We start from the raw sequence: 19968 nt of genomic DNA, 5'->3' as shown, positions 1-19968 counted from the left end.
GTCGCGAGTCGTACGTTCCGGGGCGGTGAGTCGTACGTTCCGGGAAGGTACGACTCGCGGGGTCAGTTGGTGATGGCGGCGTGCCAGCGGGTGGAGAGTTGTTCGCCCTGGGTGGGGGCGAAGTTGCGGGGGATCTGGAAGCCGCCGAGGTTGGTGGTGGCGTTGGTGAGGGTGAGGCTGTTCTCGCCGGCGGGGGACGGGAGCCCTTGTTGGAGGTTGACGGCGCCGTTGAGCAGGCCGAGGAATCCGCAGCCGTCGGCGCCGGGGACGGCGAACGTGCTGTCGCCCTGGTCGGCGCCGGACAGGGAGATGTAGCCCATCTCGCCGGTGGGGTTCGGAGTGCCGTCGGCGTCGAAGCGGACCATGCCGCCGGTGGGGCGGGTCAGGTTCGCGGGACGCAGCAGGATCGGGTCGTCGTCGGAGCCGATGTGGCAGTTCGAGCCGAGGAACGGGTTGTCCAGGCGGATCTTCACCGGCAGCGTCACGATCGGCTCGCCGACGCCGAGGCCGGCGCCGAGGTTGAAGTCCGTCGGCGTGCCGGCGGCCTCGATGGTGGCGGTCACCCGGTTGAGCGGACTGCCGACCACCCGCTCGCAGATGTCGGAGATGAACGGGATGTCGCTGGGGCACATCAGGCCCAGCAGACCACCGGGGACCTGGACCGGATCGCCGACCACCGCGCCGCCGTCCGGCGCGACGAGGGTGTAGTCGCCACCGCGGTTGAGCACGCCGGCCTGCAGGTCGTTGGCGCCGGTGGTGAGCGTGGTCTCGCCGATGGTGATCGAGCCGCCGGCCGAGCTGGACGACAGGCAGGCCGCGACCACCGCGACGCCGTCCGCGGCGAGCATCGCCGGGTCGTCGACCGCGCAGCGGTTCAGCGGGGCCCACGCGCCGGCCAGCGTCGGCGGGTCGGTCGCCGCGGCGACGGGTGCGGTGACGCCGAGCAGAGCGGTGGCCAGCGCGGCGGTGAGCAACGCGGACTTTCTGAAAATGGACATGCTTGTCTCCTCGGGCGGTTTCGACAATTGGACCGAGAAAGAAAAGTCAGAGCGGTTCCGGAATCTGCGGCGGGCAGCCCCGCTTGTTCGTGGCGAACGCGCAGACCACACCCTGCGTCATGCGCACATAGTTGTTGGGACCGGAAATGGCGCCGGTGAACAACGGGTCGAGATCCTCGGTCACCCCGCAGCCGTCGAACGCCGGAATGGTCACCTCGCCCTCCAGCAGACCGCCCTCATTGATCGAGTAGCTGTCGTAGGTGGCGGTCAGCGTGGCGTCGATCGCCGCCTCGGTGCGGCAGTTGGGCCCGACGTCGAGCGGGACGCCGTTGACCTCGACGTCGTAGATGCGCGCCCACAGGTCGACCTCCACGGTGGTGAGCCCGTCGTAGCGTGGCGGGGACCCGGGGACGAACGTCGACCACTGGTCCACCTCGGCGAGGCCGTCCTGGGTCAGCTGCATGGTGGCGTGGACCGGGACGAAGCCGAAGTTCAGGAACCAGTTCGGCGCGGGCGGCAGCTTCGGCTCGCCACCGAAGTCCGGCTGGGTCCGCGCGTACTGGCAGATGACGAGGCCGCCTTCGCCCGCGTCGCAGGGAACGACGAAGTCGGAGACCGCGATGTTCTGGATCCCGGCCGGCTGGAACGCAGACGCGTTCAGCTTCTTGACCGTGGTGAAGCCGGTGAGGTAGGCGCAGAACGGGTTCTTGTACGTCGACTCCACGCCCTCGATCAGGTGACACTCCGGCGGCACGTCGCCGTCCTCCTGGGCCACCCGGGGCTCCCGGCTCGGGATCCCGCCGGGAAGTTCGGGCACCGGCGGTGGCGCCGCCGACGACGAACCGGGGGTGTCCGAGGGGGCCGCGGACACCGGCACGGTCGCCAGCACGGTGTCCTGCGACGGGTCGGCCGTGCAGTCCACGCCGATCACCGGGGGCTCGGTCGCGGTGCCGTCGGCCCGGTAGCCGGTGAACTCCACCGACAGCGCGCCCGCCGTGTAGGTGACCTCCCCCTCGGCCGCCGGCATGATCCGCTCCACCTCGGCCGGCGCCGAGAGCACCAGGTCACCCTCGGCCGGCAGCGGCGCGGGCGTGAGGTGCGCGCCGGCCCAGGCCCCCGGCACCTCGCCACCCGGCCGGGTGACGGTGGTGTCCAGGCGGACCACGGCCGTCACCGCGGCGGCACCGGCGGCGGTGAGGTCGGCGAGCGCGGTGGGCGGCAGGGTCACCAGCAGCACCGGGTCCACCGGCCGGACCGGCTCGCCGACGACACCCTCCGGGTACGACGCGGTGACGTCGAGCGCGACCGGCTGCTCGCCGGACGGGAACAGGCAGGTGTAGGCGAGTTCGGCCGTGACCCCGGCCGGCTCGTCCTGGGCACCCGCCGGCACCGGGGTGGCGAGGCAGGCCAGCACGGCGGCGGCGCAGGCCGCACCGAGCCGCCTGACCGGTCGGATCCCGTCCATCCGCGCGGACGCCTTTCGTTCGGGTGGCCCGCCCGGCCGGACGCTCCGGCCGGGCGGGCCGACAGGGGTCAGGGCGAGGTGACGGTCAGCGCCGGGTCGATCTCGTAGGTGCCGTCGAACGTGGCGTGCTGGCCCTCACTGATGAGCCCGAGGCACGTGTTGTTCGGGTCCACGTAGCTGATGTCCAGCGTGGGGTTCGGGGTGACCGCGAGCTCGGCGCTGCCGTTGGTGTAGGTGGCGTCGACGAACCCGGTGACCGTCGCGTTGCAGGACGGGCCGACGATGTTCGCGGTGATGCCGTCGATCGTGCCGGTGGTGACGCCGGTGCCGGCGTCGTAGCCGGAGCCGTTCAGCGTCCAGTCACCGACCTGCTCGACCTCGAAGGTCAGGCCGAACGGGCCCTGGCAGTCGATGAAGTCGATGCCACCGGTCTCCGGGATCGTGGCCAGCGGGTTGGTCTGCCCGGAGCCGGACTTGGCGGTGCCGCCCGCGGTCGACGACGAGCAGAACAGCTGGATCCCCGTCTCCTGGATGGTCAGGATCGTCTCGCCGGCGAGGCCGTCGAAGTCGCCGCCCGGCGTGATCGTCCAGGTGGCCTGCTGGGCCGACGCGGTGCCGGCCAGGGTGGCCGACGCGGCCAGTGCGAGACCGGCTACCAGGCTTCCCATCACACTTCTGCGCATTTTCGATCTTTCCTTTCCCCGATTTGGAAATGTCGATCAATTTCTGACGCAAAATAGACGTTACCTACCAGTAACCCCTTTCACAATCACCTATTCATAATTCTGCTCCCGCATACAGTCGCGATTGCCGAATTTGTCATTCCGGCACAGCCTTTCATCGCGGTTCCAGTCCGGTGACGACCCAGCGGTCGCCCTCGAGCCGTGCGGTGACCGACAGCTGCGCGGCGGCCGCGTTGCTGGTGCCCTTGTCGGCCCGGGTGGCCGACTGGTCGAGGAAGACCAGCAGCCGCGCGGTGTCGTCGGTCAGCTCCTGCACCGCGGAGCTGACCACCCGGGTGGTGAGCACCAGCTTCTGCTCCGGCGCGTGCGCGCGGACCTGGGCGAACAGCCGGTCGTAGGTGTCCAGCGCCTCGCCGCGCAGCACCTCGGCCGCGGCGCGCTCGGTCTCCCCGGTGCGGTCGTAGGAGTAGGAGAAGATCCGGTTCAGCGCGGTGCTCACCGCCGCGCTCACCTCGGCGGTGCGGCCGGTGTCCACCAGCGCCGCGTTGGCCGCGGCCGGCGAGGACCGCAGCTCGTCGGCGCGCAGCAGGAACCAGCCGCCGAGCCCGGCGAGCAGCGCGGCCACCACGAGCAGCACCAGCCAGCCCCACCGGCGCCGGCCCGGCGGCGGATCCTCGTCGACCTCGTCGAGATCCACGTCCTCGTCGAGATCCACATCCTCGATCTGGGCGGTCATCGCACGCTCCTTCAGCGGGTGCCCAGCGGCACCTGGTCGAGGGCGGACAGCAGCCAGCCGTGGTCGGTGCGGGTGAGCCCGGCGACGAACCGGTTGCGCTTGGTCGTCTCCGGCCCGCCCGCCGTGCTGGTGGCGATCTCCACCGACACCAGCAGCTGCGCGGTACCGGCCCGCGTGTTCAGCTCGCTGACCGCCGCGTCGAGCACCCGGCCGGTGGCGACCGTGCCGCCCTTGGCGAGCGTCTCGCGCGTCTTCCGGTCGGTGGACTCCAGCTCGTCGCGCAGCGCGCCGGTGGACACGTCCAACCATCGGTCGATCCCGGCGTCCACATCGGACGAGTCCAGGGTGGTCAGCAGGGTCACGTGCGAGCGGCCGGTGGCGAGCACCTCGTCGCGGGTCCGCGCGAACTCGACGGACTCGTCGGTGCTCGCCTGCCACCAGGTCCAGCCGCCCCACACCGCGAACGCGAGCGCCGCCACCGCCAGCGCGAGCGCCGCGCGGAACCTCACCTTGTCAGCCACAGCAGCTCCTCCAGGCCGTCGGTGCCGGGCAGGTCGGGTGCGCCGAGCGGTCCGGGCAGCCGGGTGCCGCCGCCCGGAACCGCCGGGTCGGGCACCCCGCCGCTCGGTGCGTGCTGGGACCCGCGCACCAGGCGGGGATCCCCGGCCGGCGCCGTGCACCGGGCCTTCGTGTTGAACGGGCGCTCGGTGGTGTCCTCGCCCGCCCGGCGCACGGTGGACTCGTACTCGCACGGCGGCGGGTCGAAGAACGTCAACGCGAGCGACAGGTTGCTCGACGTCGGGGTGATCGCGGTCGCCGTGGCCGCGACGGCCTTGGGCATCATCACGAACAACTGCGCCATCCCGTCGGTGCGCACCTCGAAGACCTCCGCCGTGGTCAGCAGGTTCGCGACCAGCACGGACAGGCCGGGGTTGGTGTCGCTCAGCAGTTCGGAGAGCTGGGTCGCGGCCTTCGGCGCGGTGCCGATCAGCTCCCGCAGGTCGCCGTCCGCGTCGGCCAGCTCGGCGGCGAACGCCTTGGCATTGCTGGAGAACGAGCGCCACGCGCCGGACGAGTCCAACTGGGTGCGCAGCACCACCGCGCCGTCGTCGATCAGCGACACCGTCTGCGGCAGGTGCTCGGCCGCGGTCTCGGTGAACGAGATCGACGAGTCGATCAGCACCTGCAGGTGCGGGCCGGTGCCGCGCATCGCGGTGTACAGCTCGTCGACGACCGTGCGCAGCGACTCGGTCGGCACCGACGAGCTGAAGTCGGACAGGTTGCCGAGCAGGTCGGTCACCGGCGGCGGAACCTTCGTGTCCGAGCGCTGGATCACCGAGCCCTCGGCCAGGAACGGGGCGGCGTCGGTGCGCGGCCGCAGGTCGACGTACTGCTCCCCGATCGCCGACCGGTTGGCCACCACGGCCTTCGTGTCGGCCGGGATCGGCGGCGCGCCGTCGTCGATGTGCAGGTCGGCCTCCATGCCGTCGTCGGTCAGCCGCAACTCGCCGACCCGGCCGACGGCGACCCCCCGGTAGGTCACCTCGCCGTTGGTGAACACGCCGCCGCCGTCCTCGAGCCGCAGGCTCACCACGTAGGAGTCGGTGCCGAACAGCCGGTCCAGGCCCGCGTACCTGGCGCCGACGAACGCGACCGCCGCCAGCGCCAGCACGACGAACGCGACGACCTGGATCCGCACGGCACGGGTGAGCATCAGCTGCCTCCGTTCTCGGCCAGCGGCAGCGGCGGCAGTGGCTGGGTGAAGTCCGGCGGCGGGTCGAGGGTGACGAACACGTTGAGGTAGTCGCCCTGCGAGCCCGCCAGCACCTCGTCGGTGAACGGGAACGTCGGCAGGATCTCCAGCGCGCGCGGCAGGTTCTGGCCGGCGTCGGCGAGCCGGTCGAGGATCGGCGCGAGCGCGGTGAGGTCGGCGACCATGTCCGCGCGGCTGCGGTCGATGGTCTCCACCGCGACGTCGGAGAGCTGGTCGAGCGACTGGAGCATGGCGACCAGGGAGCCGCGTTGCTGGCTGAGCGCGCGCAGGCCGGGGGTGAGGTCGGTGAGCGCGCCCTCGATCTGGTCGTCGCGGGCGGCGAGCGTGGTGGACAGGTGGTTGAGCCCGTCGAGCGCGGCGGTGATGTCGGCGCGGTGGTCGTCCAGGTTGGTCACCAGCTGGTCGACGTTGGCCAGGAACGCCTTGATCTCGGTCTCGTTGCCGCCGAGCACGTTCGACAGCTCCCGGTTGATCGTCTGCAGCTGGCCGATGCCGCCGCCGTTGAGCAGCAGCGACAGGGCGCCGAAGACCTCCTCGACCTCGGTGTGCCGGTTGGTCCGGTCGGCGGTGATCAGCGCGCCGTCGGCGAGCCGGTCGGTCGGCTCCGGCTCGTCCGACGGCCGGGACGGCTCGGCCAGCTCGACGAACTTCTCGCCGAGCAGACTCGACTGGCGCAGGCTGGCGGTCGCGTCGGCGGGCAGCCGGACGTCGCCGTTGATCGCCAGCACGACCTCGGCGGTCCAGTCGTCCGGGCCGGCCAGGCCGATCGAGTCGACCTCCCCGACCACCACGTCGTTGACCTTCACCGCGGCCTGCGGCACCAGGTCGAGTACGTCGGCGAAGTGCACGGTGACCCGGTACGGGTGGTCGCCGAGGTCGGCGCCGCCGGGCAGCGGCAGGTCGTAGATGCCGTCCGCACCGACCGTCGAGCAGCCGGTGGCGAGCACGAGCGCGGCGGCGGCCGCGAGCCGGCGGATCACCCCGCACCCCCGACCAACGGCAACGGCAGCGGCGGCGCGTCCTCGGCGTCGGTTCCGCCGGACACGTACTCGAGGAGATTCGTGCGGCCCTGCAGGGATCCCGACGCCGGGTCGAACGAGTTGACCACGTTGGTGACCGCGAGCGGGGCGACGTCGAGGGCCTCGGCGAGCGACGCCCGGTTGTCCACCAGCAGCTGCGTGGTGCGGGCCAGTTTGTCCACGTTGGACTTGATGGCGGCCCGGTTGTCCCGGACGAACGCCTGCACGTCGGCGAGCGCGCCACCCAGGGCGTCCAGGGCGGTGGACAGCTCGTCGCGGTCGGCGGCGAGGGTGCGCCACACCAGGTCGAGCTGGCGGTTCACGCTGGCGACCTGCCGGTCGTTGCCGGCCAGCATGGCGGTGAACCTGCCCAGCTCGTCGACGGTGGCGAACAGGTCGTCCGCGGAGCCGGAGAGCGTCCTGGCCGCGTCGGCGAAGTTGCGCACGCTCTCGTTGAACGCCTCCCCGTTGCCGCGCAGGTTCTCCGCTCCGGTGTCGAGCAGCTCGGACAGCGCGCCGTCGGAGTTGGCGCCGTCCGGGCCGAGCGCGCTGACCAGCGTGTCCAGGCTCGCGTACAGCTCGTCCAGCTCGATCGGGGTGGCGGTGCGCTCCCGAGGGATCACCGCGCCGTCGCGCAGCGCGTTCTCGCCACCGGTGAGATCGGTGAGCTGCACGTACCGGTCGGAGACGACGCTGGGCGCGATCACCACGGCCGCGGTGTCCTCGGCCACCCGCACCTCGTCGGTGTCCACGGTGAACACCACCTCGACGCGTTCGCCGCGCGGGGTCACCGACTCGACCGCGCCGACCCGCACCCCGAGCACCTGGACGTCCGAGCCGGCGTAGACGCCGACGGTGCGGCCGAAGAACGCGGTGACCCGGATGACCCCGGTCCCGGAGAAGATCCACCACAGCGCGCCCACGGTGACCAGCGCGAGCACCGCTCCGACGGCGGCCAGTCGTCTCATTCCGCCTCCCCGGATTTTTGCCTGTTGGTCACGTTGGGGGAGGCATGTTCGGCCTGGTCACGTACTTGTGGCTGGGTTGCGTCACGTTCCCCTGAGGTGACGGTTTTGGAGGTCGACAGGAGGTGTCTCACTTGCTTCCTCCCGGCGGCGGCCGGCAGTAGCCGGGGTCGGGTTCCGGCTTGATCAGGCCGCACAGGTAGTTGTCGATCCAGCGGCCGCTGCCGGTGGCGTTGTTGACCAGCCGGAAGTACGGGCCGGCCAGCTCCAGGCTCCGGTCGAGGTTGTCCGCGTGCCGGGTGAGCACGTCGGTCACGGTGTCCAGCCTGGCCAGTGCGGGGGCGAGCTGGCGCTGGTTGTCGGCGACCACGCCGGAGAGCTGCGCGGCGAGGTCGTTGGTGCCGACGAGCAGGTCGTGGATGGCGTCGCGGCGGTTCGCCAGCTCGGTGAGCAGCAGGTCGCCGTCCTCGATGAGCTTGTCGAACTCGTCGTTGGAGCCGGACAGCGTGCTGGTGACGTCCCTGGTGTTCGCGAGCAGCTTCGCGAGCTGGGCGTCCCGGGAGTGGATCGTCCTGGACAGGTCGGTGAGGCCGTCGAGCGCGGTGCGCACGTGCCGGGGCGAGTCGGCGAAGGTGTCGGAGATCGTGCGGAAGCTCGCCGCGAGCTGGTCGGTGTCGATCGCGCCCGCGGTGCTGGCGAGGTCCTCGAAGGCCTCGGTGACGTCGTAGGGGGTGACCGTGCGGTCCAGCGGGATCGGCGTGTCCGGGTCCAGGTCGGACCCGCCGGTGGGGTGCAGAGCGAGGAACTTGCGGCCCAGCAACGTCTTCAGCTTGATCGCGGCGGTGGTGGCGTCGCCGACCCAGGCGTCCTCGACCCGGAAGCTGACCACGACCCGGCCGCTCGCCCCGTCCTGTTCCAGCTCGACGTCGGTGACCTCGCCGACCTTGATGCCGGCCACCCGCACCTCGTCGTCCGGGCGGATGCCGGCGGCCTCGCTGAACTCGGCCTGGTAGGTGGTGCCGCCGCCGATCAGCGGGAGGTCCTGGTAGAAGTACACACCCGCGGTGACCAGGGCGAGCACGATCGTGCCGATGACACCGATCGGCACCGGGTTGCGTTCACGGAAGGACTTCATCGGTCACACCTCGCGGCATCGGACTCGATGCCCTGTGGCGGGTCGGTCAGCACGATTGCCTCGCACAGGTAGAAGTTGAGCCAGGAGCCGTAGCTCGCGGTGGCGCCGACCGCCTCGAACTTGTCCGGCAGCACGGTGAGGAACCGGCTCAGGTCCTCCTGCCCGGTGGCCAGGTTCGCCGACACCCGGCCCAGGCCGGCGATGCTGTCCTTGAGCGGCTGGCGGGCCTGGGTGAGCAGGCCGGCGGTGGCGTCGGTGAGCGCGGCGATGCCCTCGATGGACTCGCCGATCGCGGTGCGGTCGCCGGCGAGGCCGGTCACCAGCCGTTGGAGCGTGCCGACCAGAGTGGACAGTGCGTCGCCCTGGCCGTTGATGGTGTCGAGCACGTGATTGAGATTGTCGATCACCTGGCCGATCACCCGGTCCCGGTCGGCGAGGGTCGCGGTGAGCGAGCCGGTGTGCGCGAGCAGGCTGTCGACCGTGCCGCCCTCCCCCTGCAGCACCTGGACGATCTCGCCGGAGAGCTTGTTCACCTCGTCCGGGGACAGTGCCTGGAACAGCGGCTTGAACCCGTTGAACAGGTCGGTGAGGTCGAGTGCCGGGCTGGTGCGGTCGAGCGGGATCTCGGCGCCGGCCGGCAGGCGTTCGGCGGTGGAGGTGTCGCCGCGTTCGAGGGCGATGTAGCGCTGGCCGACCATGTTGCGGTACTTGATGACGGCCCGGACGTCGGACGGCAGCGGCATCGAGCGGTCCACCGAGAACGTCACCCGCGCCAGGTTCCCGTCCACGATGGACAGCTCGTCGACCTGGCCGACCCGGACGCCGGAGATCCGCACGTCGTCCCCGGGGTTGAGCGAGGTGACGTCGGTGAAGCGGGCCGCGTAGCCGACGGCGTCGCCGAGCCCGGTGTTGCTGATCGACATCGCCAGCACGGCCGTCGCCACCCCGGTGACGACGACGAACACCAGCGCCTTGATCAGCGGACCCGCGAGCTTCCGCCCTGCCGATCGTTCGCTTCGCTCCGCCGCTAGCACGCCGTCTTCCCTCCTGCGCTGCTCGCCGTTCGTCCCTCACGGCTGCGCTGCTCGTCAGTCCAGTCGGCGAGGACAGTTCGAGACGAGCCGGCTGCGAACCGCCTCAGCTCGTGAAGCCCTCGTCGGCGAGGGCTCGAACTGTCCTCGAAGCACGCGGCTACGCTCTCGCTCACCTGAGGGTCACCTCCGTGCCCCGGTAGAGCGGGCCGACCAGCACGCTGCCCCAGTCGGGCGTGCCCGGGCCGAGGAGGGTGGCGATGAGTTCCTGCTCCTGCGCGGAGTTCGGCAGGCCGAGGTCACCGTTACCGCCCGGGAGCAGCGGGTGGCCGGGGTCGCCGAGCGGTGCGGCGACGGTGCCGGTGGTGGGCGTGAGCCCGCTCGGATAGCAGCGCGGGCCGGTGTCCTGGTCGTACACCGGGTCGTTCACGCCGGGGACGTACTTGCCTCGGGACTTCGTCACGGTCGCCTCGATGTGCAGGCCCGGCTCGTCGGTGCCGGCGCCGAGCGCCCGGTCCATCGCCGGCTTGAGGTCGGTCATCGCCTTGAGGGTGCAGGGGAAGCTCGGCGAGTAGCGGGCCGCGACCTCCAGCGGCTCGCGGCTCGCGGCGGCGAGGCGGATGAGGTTCTCCTTGTTGTTGCGCAGGAAGATGGTCACGTCCCGGGCCGAGTCGGTGACCGTCGAGTACAGGTCGGTCAGCTCGGTGCGCTGGTCGACGACGGTGTTGAGGGTCGTGGTGGACTCGGTCAGCGCGTCCAGCAGGTCCGGCGCGATGTCCCCGTACAGCTCGCTGACGTCGGCCAGGTCACGCAGGTCGGCGGTGAGCGTCGGCAGGTTCGGGTTCAGCTCCTCCAGGTACGCGGCCGTGGTGACCATGGCCTCGCCGATCCGCTCGCCCCGGTCGTCCAGCGCGGTCGCGATCGCGGTGAGGGTGGCGGAGAGCTTGTGCGGCTGCACGGCCTTGAGCACCGGGAGCAGGTCGTCGAACACCCGCTCCAGCTCGATCGCGTTGGCCGAGCGGTCCTGCCGGATCACGTCGCCCGCCTCGATCGGGCCGAACGCCGTGGAGTCCGGGATGGACAGTTGGACGTACCGCTCGCCGAACAGGGTCTTGGGCACCAGCAGCGCGCTGACGTCCTTGGGGATCCGCTCGACCTTGTCCGGTTCCAGCGCCAGCTCGATCGCGGCGCCCCGCTGGGTGCGGCCGATCGAGCGCACCTCCCCGACGACCACGCCGCGTGCCTTGACCTCGCTGGCCTCGGTGAGCTGGTTGCCGATCCGGTCGGCGCGCAGGGTCACCAGCACCGCGTCGGTGAACGCCTGCCGGTACACCTGGATCGCCAGCGTCGCCAGCAGTGCCAGCACCACCAGGAACACCACGCCCGCGCCGCGCCGGAGCAGCTTGCTGCCGATCATCCCGCCACCTGCACCGTCGTCGTGGTGCCCCAGATCGCGAGGCTGAGGAACAGGTCGATGACGTTGATGGCGACGATCGAGGTGCGCACCGACCGGCCCACCGCGACGCCAACCCCGGCCGGGCCGCCCGAGGCGCGGTAGCCGTAGTAGCAGTGCGCGAGCACCACGACCACGCTGAACACCAGCACCTTGCCGAACGAGTACAGGACGTCGATCGGCGGTAGGAACAGGTGGAAGTAGTGGTCGTAGGTGCCGGCGGACTGGCCGAAGAACCAGACCGTGACCTGTCTGGACGCGATGTAGGAGGTGAGCAGGCCGATCGCGTACAGCGGGATGATCGCCACGAACCCGGCGATGATCCTGGTGGTCACCAGGTACGGGATGCTCGGCACGCCCATCACCTCTAGCGCGTCGATCTCCTCGGAGATCCGCATCGCGCCGAGCTGCGCGGTGAACCCGCAGCCGACCGTGGCCGACAGCGCGATCCCGGCGACCAGCGGCGCGATCTCGCGGGTGTTGAAGTACGCGGAGATGAACCCGGCGAGCGCGGACGTGCCGACCTGGTTCAGCGCCGAGTAGCCCTGGATGCCGACGACCGTGCCGGTGAACGCGGTCATGCCGACCATCACGCCGATCGTGCCGCCGATGACGGCGAGCGCGCCGGAACCGAAGCTGACCTCGGCGAGCAGGCGGACGATCTCCCGGCCGTACCGGGCGATCGCGCGCGGCACCCAGAGCAGGGCGCGGACGAAGAAGAAGATCTGGTCGCCGAGGACGTCCAGGAACGTGAACCGGCGGTCGACGGACTCGACGACGCGGCGCTGGAGCTTCGGCTTCTCCTCCGCTCTGTTGTCGATGACGGCCATGTCATGCCCCCTTCGGCGGCACGACTTGCACGTACAGCGTGGTGAGGATCAGGTTCAGCAGGAAAAGCAACAGGAAGGTGATCACCACCGACTGGTTCACCGCGTCGCCGACGCCCTTCGGTCCTCGGCCGGGGTTGAGCCCGCGGTAGGCGGCGACGACCCCCGCGACGAACCCGAAGATCACCGCCTTGATCTCGCTGATCCACAGGTCCGGCAGCTGCGCGAGCGCGGAGAAGCTGGCCAGGTAGGCGCCGGGCGTGCCGTTCTGCATGACGACGTTGAAGAAGTACCCGCCGAGCACGCCGACCACCGACACCAGCCCGTTGAGGAACGCGGCGACGCCCATCGCGGCCAGCACCCGCGGCACGATCAGGCGCTGCACCGGGTTGACCCCCAGCACCTCCATCGCGTCGATCTCCTCGCGGATGGTGCGGGAGCCGAGGTCCGCGCACATCGCGGAGCCGCCGGCGCCGGCGATCAGCAGCGCGGTCACCACCGGGCTGGCCTGCTGGATGATCGCCAGCACGCTGGCCGCGCCGGTGAACGACTGAGCGCCGATCTGCTCGGTGAGCGATCCGAGGTGCAGCGCGATCACCGCGCCGAACGGGATCGCGACCAGGGCGGCGGGCAGCAGCGAGACGCTGGCGATGAACCAGAACTGGCCGATGAACTCGCGGAACTGGAACGGCCGCTTGAACGTGCAGCGGATGACGTCGAGCCCGAGCGCGTAGAGCCGGCCGGTCTGCCGCAGTGCCGCCTGGCCGGGGAACGCCTGTTTGACCGTCATCGCGCGAACCTGTCCGTGCTGTCCAGGCTGGCCAGGATGCTGTGCCGGGCGGCGGGCGGGAGGGTGTGCAGGATCCGCATGACCCTGGCGCGGCGCCGGTGCACGGCCTGGCGGTCCGGTAGGCCGGGAGTGGGTTCGAGCTGGGGCGGGACGCCGCGGATCTCGTCGACCATGGTGGCGCCGGCGGCCAGCTCGGCGGCCATCGTGGCCTCGTCCTTCTCCTCGGACATGCCGATCGGGCCGATCCGGCTGCCGTTGAGGAACTGCTTGACGGCCGGTTCCTCGCTGGTCAGGAGCACCTCGCGGGGGCCGAACATGACCAGTTCGCGGCGGAACAGCATGCCGATGTTGTCCGGGACCGTGCGGGCGACGTTGATGTTGTGCGTGACGATCAGGATGGTGGCGTCGAGCTGTGCGTTCAGGTCCAGCAGGAGCTGGGAGATGTAGGCGGTGCGGACCGGGTCCAGGCCGGAGTCCGGCTCGTCGACCAGGATGATCTGCGGGTCGAGGACCAGGGCGCGGGCCAGGCCGGCGCGTTTGCGCATGCCGCCGGAGATCTCGCCGGGGAGCTTGCGCTCGGCGCCGGACAGGCCGACCATGCCCATCTTCTCGGACACGATCGAGCGGATCTCGGTCTCGGACTTGCGCGTGTGCTCACGCAGCGGGAACGCGACGTTGTCGTAGAGGTTCATCGAGCCGAACAGGGCGCCGTCCTGGAACAGCACACCGAACAGCTTCCGAATGCCGTAGAGTGTGTGCTCCGAACAGCGGACGAGGTCGGTGTCATTGATGAGGATTCGTCCCGCATCGGGCTTCAGGAGCCCGATGAGACATTTCAGGAACACCGACTTCCCGGTGCCGGACGGGCCGAGCAGCACGCTGACCTCGCCGGCTGGCAGCGTCAACGTGACGTCCTGCCAGATTCGCTGGCGCCCGAAGGACTTGCCCAGTCCTTCGACGGCGACCTCGACGCCCAAAATCCGCACCTCCACGGTGTTAACGCAGGCGTCAACGCGATATGGCGGAGAAATTACGCCACATCGAACAAACGCCGGCGTTTATTACCGCGGAGTAGGTTAGCTACGTCTCATTCAGGGTGGCAAGAACGAGACGACAACGCTCGAATTATTGATCCACGCTGACAATTCCCACCCGGGGAGTTGTCATCGATGCGCAAGAATCACGTGCGGCCGGTGCCGATGAGGGTGGTGGCGTTCAGCTCGTCCACCCCTCGGTCGGCGAGCAGTGCGGTGAACCGGGCGCGGACCCGCTCGACCGTCTCGGCGTCCAGCTTCATCAGCATGGCCCGCATGGCGGCACCCATCACCAGCGCCCAGGCGGCGTCGTCGTCCAGCCGCATGCGGTGCGGGTAGGTGGTCACCTCGACGTCGCGCAGGCCGAGGGAGGTGAGCCACTCGGTGAGCAGTTCGGGGGTGTTGATCCGCTCCGTCGGCGCGGGCCCGTCGCGCCGGGGCGTCTCGCCGGTGACGTCGCGGATGGCGTCCATCAGGATCTCCGGGACGGGGGCGATCGCGGTGCGGTCCCAGGTGGTCGCGGTGAACCGGCCGCCGGGACGCAGCAGGCCCACCAGGTGCGCGCCGCCGATGTTCATGTCCGGGAAGAAGAAGACGCCGAACACGCACTGCACCACGTCGTAGCCGCCGTCGACGCCCGGCCAGGTGGTGGCGTCGGCGGCGGTGAAGCGCAGCTGGTCCAGACCCTCGGCGACGGCGCGGGCGCGACCCTGGTCGAGCAGGCGGTCGGCCAGGTCGATGCCGTCGACCCGGCCGGTGGGACCGACCGCGCGGGCGGCCGGGAACGCCGAGGAGCCGGCACCGCAGCAGACGTCGAGGACGCGGTCGCCCGGCCGCGGGGCCGATCGGGCGGTCGTCTCCGCGCCGATCGGCTCCCACAGCAGCGGGGACAGGACGGCGAACTCCGCGTGGGCGGCGTCGAACACGGCGCCGAGGTCAGGTGTGGTCACCTGCGCGACAGTACGTCGTCGCGACAGTAGTTGGCAACCGTTTTCATCAGTGGGCGAAGTGGCGTGTCCCGGTCAGGTACAGGGACGCGCCCGCGGCCTCCGCGGTGGCGATCACCTCGGCGTCCCGCACCGAGCCGCCCGGCTGCACGATGGCGCGCACGCCGGCGTCGAGCAGCAGCCGCGGGCCGTCCGGGAACGGGAAGAACGCGTCCGAGGCCGCCACCGCGCCGGCGACCCGGTCACCGGCGCGTTCGATGGCCAGCTTCGCCGCGTCGACCCGGTTGACCTGGCCCATGCCGACCCCGACCGTGGCGCCACCCGCGGCGAGCACGATCGCGTTGGACTTGACCGCGCGGCAGGTGCGCCAGGCGAACGCCAGGTCGGCGAGCGTGGCGTCGTCGACCGGCTTGCCGGTGGCGAGCGTCCAGGCGGCCGGGTCGTCGCCGTCGGCGTCGACGAGGTCGACCGACTGCATCAGCAGGCCGCCGGACACCGGCCGCAGCTCGGCGCCGCCGCGAGCGGGCGGGGGCGCGACCAGGATGCGCACGTTCTTCTTGCGTGCCAACACGTCCACCGCACCGTCCGCATAGGAGGGAGCGACGACGACCTCGGTGAACACCTCGGCGACCTGCTCGGCCATGGCGACGGTGACCTCGCGGTTGGCCGCGATCACCCCGCCGAACGCCGACAGCGGGTCACAGGCGTGCGCCTTGCGATGCGCGTCCGCGATGTCTACATGGGACACCGCGATACCGCACGGGTTGGCGTGCTTGATGATCGCCACGCAGGGTTCGGTGTGGTCGTACGCGGCCCGCCAGGCGGCGTCGGCGTCGGTGTAGTTGTTGTACGACATCGACTTGCCGTGCAGTTGCTCGGCCGTGGCGAGGCCGGCGGCGCCGGAGACGTAGAGGGCGGCGTGCTGGTGCGGGTTCTCCCCGTACCGCAGGACGCTGCGCCGCCGCCAGCTCGCGCCGACCCAGCTCGGGAAGGCGTCCTCCTCCGGCGCGAGCACGTTGCCCATCCAGGAGGCGACCGCGATGTCGTAGGAGGCGGTGTGCCGGTACGCGTCGACCGCGAGCCGCCGCCGGTCGTCGAGGCCGAACCCGCCGTCGCGGACCCGTTCGAGCACCCAGTCGTACCGGCTCGGGTCGACGACCACGGCGACGGAGGCGTGGTTCTTCGCGGCGGCGCGCACCATCGCCGGGCCCCCGATGTCGATCTGCTCGACGCACTCGTCCGGGGCCGCGCCGGAGGCCACGGTCTGCTCGAACGGGTACAGGTTCACCACGAGCAGGTCGAACGGCGCGATGCCGAGCGAGTCGAGCTGGGCGACGTGCTCGGGTTTGCGCAGGTCGGCCAGTAGGCCGGCGTGCACGCGGGGGTGGAGGGTCTTGACCCGGCCGTCCAGGGACTCGGGGAAGCCGGTGACCTGCTCGACCGGCGTGACCGGCACGCCCGCGTCGGCGATCGTGCGGGCGGTGCCGCCGGTGGAGACGATCTCCACGCCGTTGGCGTGCAGGCCGGTGGCGAGTTCGAGCAGACCGGCCTTGTCCGATACACCGATGAGGGCCCGGCGAACCGGGCGCCGCTCGTCAGTCACTTGCGATGCTCACCTTTCGTCCGTGCACCGTGTAGCCCTTCCGGGCCATCAGCGCGATCACGTCGACCAGCAGGCGACGTTCCACGACCTTGATCCGCTCGTGCAGCGTGCCGGCGTCGTCGCCAGGTTCCACCCGCACGGCTTCCTGGGCCACGATCGGCCCGGTGTCGACGCCCGCGTCGACCAGGTGCACGGTGCACCCGGTGACCTGAACGCCGTGCGCGATGGCGTCGTCGACCGCGTGCGCGCCGGGGAAGGCGGGCAGCAACGCGGGATGGGTGTTGAGCACCCGGCCGGCGAACCGTTCCAGGAACGCGGGCCCCAGGATCTTCATGAACCCGGCCGAGACCACGAGGTCGGGTTCGTACTCGGCCACCGCGTCCGCGAGCGCCAGGTCCCAAGCCTCCCGATCGACGTGATCCCGGAGCCGCACGGTGAACCGCGGTACCCCCGCCCGCTCCGCGCGCGCGAGCCCCTCGATCCCGCCCCGATCAGCACCGACCGCGACCACCCGCACGGGAAAGCCAGGCTCCGCCCCAGCGTCGAGAACGGCCTGCAACAGCGTCCCCGACCCGGAAACCAACACGACGACCCGCGCGGGCACGCCCGGCCGCACCGAGCCCCCCACACTCAGCGCAAACTCCAACAACCCATACCCGCACCCTATGCGATGCGATGAAGGGCACCTTCGTCGCACTGGACGCAACGGAGGCGCCCTTCATCGCACTCAACCGCCCTCGGGGCCGGCGGCCTCGTTCCGGGTGGGGCCGGGTTCGTCCGGGGCCGGCTTCTCGCCCATACCGGGGTCCTTGCGCACGTCCACGCCCTCGCCCGCGTTCTCGTCCCTGCCCTGGCCCTCGCCAGTGCCGGCCCCACCACGCACGTCCGTACCCTCGCCGGCTCTCTCGGCCACGCCCGCATCCACGCCGTCGGCCCTGCCCTCGCCCGCACCCATGCCCACGTCCGCGCGCTCCCCCGCGCCCGTGACCATGCCCTCGCCGTCACCCCCGTCCACGCGTTCTTCCGTGCCCGTGACCGCGCTCGCGTCCTCGCTCGTCTCTCCTCCGTCCGCGCGCTCCCCCGCGCGCGTCTCTCCCTCGCTCTCCTCGTCCTCCTCTCCCTCGTCGTCCTCGTCGGCGGGGATGAGGCCGGGGATCGGGTCGTGGAGGGGGCGGGGGCCGGTGAACCAGGCGACCGCGGCGGCCGGGACGCCGATCCACAGGACCAGGGCGACCGACACCGCCGCCGCGCGCATGGTGACCGGGTCGAACGGGCCCACGCCGAGGCGGCCGCCCGCGCTGCCCGCCAGCACGGCGAACGTGAGTGCCACCGCGCCGGCCGCCACCGCGACCGCGCGCATCCTGGTCACCGGGTCGTCAGCCACGTACCGCAGTCGCCGGCCGACCAGTACGCCGACGGCGAGGGGCAGCAGGCACAGCGCGGGCCACCACGACGCCTGTTCCTCCGGCAGCGCGGCGAGCAGCGGCAGCGCGGGCACCGGGCCCGCCTCGAGTTCCACCGGGGAGAACGCCACCTCACCCAGGGCGAACCCCGGACCGGCGACGAACGACGTGCCGGCGATCACCGCGTTCGGCAGGTAACCGAGGCACAGCAGCAGCATGCCGAGCCCGCTACCGGCCCCTGGCGCGGCCGTGGCGAACAGGTCACGCGCGGTCCCGGTCGAGGTCAGCAGCCCGAACGTGAACACCGCCGCCCCCGCGACCAGCAGCAGCGCGACCGCGACCGCCCCGGCCGCCAGGCCGCGGACGGCGACCGCGTCCGCCCGCCGGGCCAGCGCGTCGACCAGGCCGCAGCGCCACGGCACCCCCGCGGTAGCGCCGATCACGGCGAGCAGTGCCGGGTAGTAGAACGCCGCCAGCGGGTCCACGTCCACGTTCCGGCCGGTGTACACCAGCGCGACCACCAGGGCGCACACGCCGTGCGTGAGCGCGATCGCGCCGATCAGGTGGCCGGCTTCGCGCGGGCTCGTGTACCCGAGCCGGTCGGCGGCGCCTGCCGCGGCCCGCGCGGCGAGGAACAGCACGAGCAGGGTCGGCAGCAGCGGCAGCGCGCCGAACTCGAACCCGCCGATGCCCACCGGCACCTGATGCGCGGCGAGCCAGCCCGGCAGCGCCGCGCCGAGCACACCGGCGGTGGAGAAGTGCGTGAGCGGCGCGACGGCGGTCACCAGCGCGAGCACCGCGGCCACCGCCGCGTAGCCGGTGACCAGCGGGGCGGTCGCGGCGAGGGCGAGTACCCGGAACCTGGTCAGCCGCGACACGGCCGACTCGTCGACGTCACGCTGCGAACGTTCGACGGCATCGAGGTCGAGCATGCGCTCCACTGTCACATGTGGACAGCGCCGGACCGGGCGGGGCACGCCGCCACCCACCCGATCAGGTGATAACGACGGCGGGGGTGGCACCGGAGAAAATCCGATGCCACCCCCGCCGGATGTCCGCTACTGCTGCGGGTAGCCGCCGGGCGGCGTGCCCGGGGGCTGCTGCTGCGTCGGCTGCTGGCCGAACTGGCCCTGCTGCGGGGCGAACGTCGTCTGCTGCCCCGGCTGCGGGGGCGGCGCCGGCGGCTGCTGGCCGTACTGGCCGGGCTGCGGCTGGCCGGGCTGCTGCTGCTGCGGGAACGCGCCGGACGGCGGGTACATGCCGGGCTGCTGGCCGTACGGGTTCGGCGCGGGCGGCTTGATGATGCCGAGGTCGAGCAGGAGCGCGGCGATCGCGGCGAGCATCTGCAGGATGCCGAAGATCATCACCATGATGCCGCCGGTGCCGAGGTCGCCGTCGGCGGTGAAGACCGTGAACAGGTACGCCCAGACCGTCGAGAAGACGATGACCGGCGGGATCAGGCCCGGCTTCTTGTCCTCACCGGGAAGGATGACCTTCAGACTGAGCAGGCCGCCGACCAGGAGCAGCGCCGGCACCCAGCCGATCCGGTACTCGTAGAAGGACGCGTCCAGCCCGTCCCCGACGCTCGCGAACGCGAGGAAGAGGATCAGCACGCCCAGGCCGGCGACGATCAGGTGCGCGATCTGCGGGAGGCCGAGCTTCATCCCGGGCCCCGGCGGGGGGCCGTAGCCGCCGGGACCTTGTAGCGGCTGCTGCGGGCCCTGACCCGGGTAACCACCCGGCTGACCGCCTGGGAACGTCATCGCGTTGCTCTCCTCGACTCACTCGACGCGATAGATGTGGACACGGTCGAGCCGGCGACAGAGCCAGCTCCACGCGACCCTCCGACGACCGCGGGTCCCGGATGGTTCCCCCCGAGCCACAGACCGTTGTGGGGCCGGACGCTACACCAGCGCCCGGCCCCACAACGCGTTGACTCGCTGGCCGTTCTCAACCTGCCTTGGCGGCCACCAGCTGGCGCGCGAGTTCGGCGGTCTCCGACGGGGTCTTGCCGACCTTGACCCCGGCCGCCTCCAGGGCCTCCTTCTTCGCCTGCGCGGTCCCGGACGAGCCGGACACGATCGCCCCCGCGTGGCCCATCGTCT

Annotated in this window: 19 protein-coding genes and 1 pseudogene; all 20 read right to left on the bottom strand. The window is 71.4% G+C overall.

Translation table 11 applies throughout. The features are described from left to right. Positions 1–62: 62 nt before the first annotated feature. Entirely contained in the window at positions 63–998 is a 936-nt protein-coding gene (locus JT362_RS23635; protein ID WP_260193864.1) for a hypothetical protein, read from the bottom strand. A gap of 46 nt (positions 999–1044) precedes the next feature. Next, a complete protein-coding gene (locus JT362_RS23630; RefSeq protein WP_260193863.1) occupies positions 1045–2463 on the bottom strand; it encodes a DUF6801 domain-containing protein in 1419 nt (472 codons plus the stop codon). 68 nt (positions 2464–2531) lie between these two features. Next, positions 2532–3146 (bottom strand): hypothetical protein, encoded by a 615-nt coding sequence (locus tag JT362_RS23625; RefSeq protein WP_260193862.1) that lies wholly within the window; start codon positions 3144–3146, stop codon positions 2532–2534. A gap of 154 nt (positions 3147–3300) precedes the next feature. Beyond that, entirely contained in the window at positions 3301–3882 is a 582-nt protein-coding gene (locus JT362_RS23620) for a hypothetical protein (RefSeq protein WP_260193861.1), read from the bottom strand. Between the two features lie 11 nt (positions 3883–3893). After that, complete coding sequence (locus JT362_RS23615; RefSeq protein ID WP_260193860.1) at positions 3894–4403, bottom strand: Rv1363c family protein; 510 nt, start codon at positions 4401–4403, stop codon at positions 3894–3896. Continuing rightward, entirely contained in the window at positions 4388–5596 is a 1209-nt protein-coding gene (locus JT362_RS23610; protein WP_260193859.1) for an MCE family protein, read from the bottom strand. Before JT362_RS23610 ends, JT362_RS23615 begins: the two co-directional genes overlap by 16 nt. Then, the gene (locus JT362_RS23605; RefSeq protein WP_375546550.1) at positions 5596–6636 is read right to left on the bottom strand and encodes an MCE family protein; all 1041 of its coding nucleotides are present in this window, start codon (positions 6634–6636) and stop codon (positions 5596–5598) included. The genes JT362_RS23610 and JT362_RS23605 overlap by 1 nt, the downstream gene beginning before the upstream one ends. Next, the gene (locus tag JT362_RS23600) at positions 6633–7643 is read right to left on the bottom strand and encodes an MCE family protein (protein ID WP_260193858.1); all 1011 of its coding nucleotides are present in this window, start codon (positions 7641–7643) and stop codon (positions 6633–6635) included. The genes JT362_RS23605 and JT362_RS23600 overlap by 4 nt, the downstream gene beginning before the upstream one ends. 127 nt (positions 7644–7770) lie before the next feature. Next, complete coding sequence (locus tag JT362_RS23595; protein ID WP_260193857.1) at positions 7771–8775, bottom strand: MCE family protein; 1005 nt, start codon at positions 8773–8775, stop codon at positions 7771–7773. Continuing rightward, positions 8772–9809 (bottom strand): MCE family protein, encoded by a 1038-nt coding sequence (locus tag JT362_RS23590; RefSeq protein ID WP_260193856.1) that lies wholly within the window; start codon positions 9807–9809, stop codon positions 8772–8774. Before JT362_RS23590 ends, JT362_RS23595 begins: the two co-directional genes overlap by 4 nt. A 169-nt stretch (positions 9810–9978) precedes the next feature. After that, positions 9979–11223, bottom strand: coding sequence for an MCE family protein (locus tag JT362_RS23585; protein WP_260193855.1), 1245 nt, complete (start codon positions 11221–11223; stop codon positions 9979–9981). After that, complete coding sequence (locus tag JT362_RS23580; protein ID WP_260193854.1) at positions 11220–12089, bottom strand: MlaE family ABC transporter permease; 870 nt, start codon at positions 12087–12089, stop codon at positions 11220–11222. Before JT362_RS23580 ends, JT362_RS23585 begins: the two co-directional genes overlap by 4 nt. Position 12090: 1 nt before the next feature. Beyond that, the gene (locus tag JT362_RS23575; RefSeq protein ID WP_260193853.1) at positions 12091–12876 is read right to left on the bottom strand and encodes an MlaE family ABC transporter permease; all 786 of its coding nucleotides are present in this window, start codon (positions 12874–12876) and stop codon (positions 12091–12093) included. Further along, a complete protein-coding gene (locus JT362_RS23570) occupies positions 12873–13853 on the bottom strand; it encodes an ABC transporter ATP-binding protein (protein WP_311202752.1) in 981 nt (326 codons plus the stop codon). Before JT362_RS23570 ends, JT362_RS23575 begins: the two co-directional genes overlap by 4 nt. Positions 13854–14056: 203 nt before the next feature. Continuing rightward, positions 14057–14860, bottom strand: a complete 804-nt coding sequence (locus tag JT362_RS23565) for a class I SAM-dependent methyltransferase (protein ID WP_260193852.1) — start codon at positions 14858–14860, stop codon at positions 14057–14059. 46 nt (positions 14861–14906) lie between these two features. Next, entirely contained in the window at positions 14907–16460 is a 1554-nt protein-coding gene (purH, locus tag JT362_RS23560) for a bifunctional phosphoribosylaminoimidazolecarboxamide formyltransferase/IMP cyclohydrolase (protein WP_260193851.1), read from the bottom strand. Further along, positions 16453–17064, bottom strand: coding sequence for a phosphoribosylglycinamide formyltransferase (purN, locus tag JT362_RS23555; RefSeq protein ID WP_260193850.1), 612 nt, complete (start codon positions 17062–17064; stop codon positions 16453–16455). The genes purH and purN overlap by 8 nt, the downstream gene beginning before the upstream one ends. 123 nt (positions 17065–17187) lie before the next feature. Then, the gene (locus JT362_RS23550) at positions 17188–18795 is read right to left on the bottom strand and encodes a cell division protein PerM (protein WP_260193849.1); all 1608 of its coding nucleotides are present in this window, start codon (positions 18793–18795) and stop codon (positions 17188–17190) included. A gap of 126 nt (positions 18796–18921) precedes the next feature. After that, a complete protein-coding gene (locus JT362_RS23545) occupies positions 18922–19626 on the bottom strand; it encodes a DUF5336 domain-containing protein (RefSeq protein ID WP_260193848.1) in 705 nt (234 codons plus the stop codon). Between the two features lie 187 nt (positions 19627–19813). Continuing rightward, positions 19814–19968 (bottom strand): annotated as a pseudogene (locus tag JT362_RS23540) (succinate--CoA ligase subunit alpha); the annotation flags it as partial.

It is taken from the genome of Actinophytocola gossypii, from assembly GCF_025165815.1.
Taxonomy (GTDB): Bacteria; Actinomycetota; Actinomycetes; order Mycobacteriales; family Pseudonocardiaceae; genus Actinophytocola; species Actinophytocola gossypii.
This window is presented reverse-complemented; position numbering and strand designations above follow the sequence as displayed.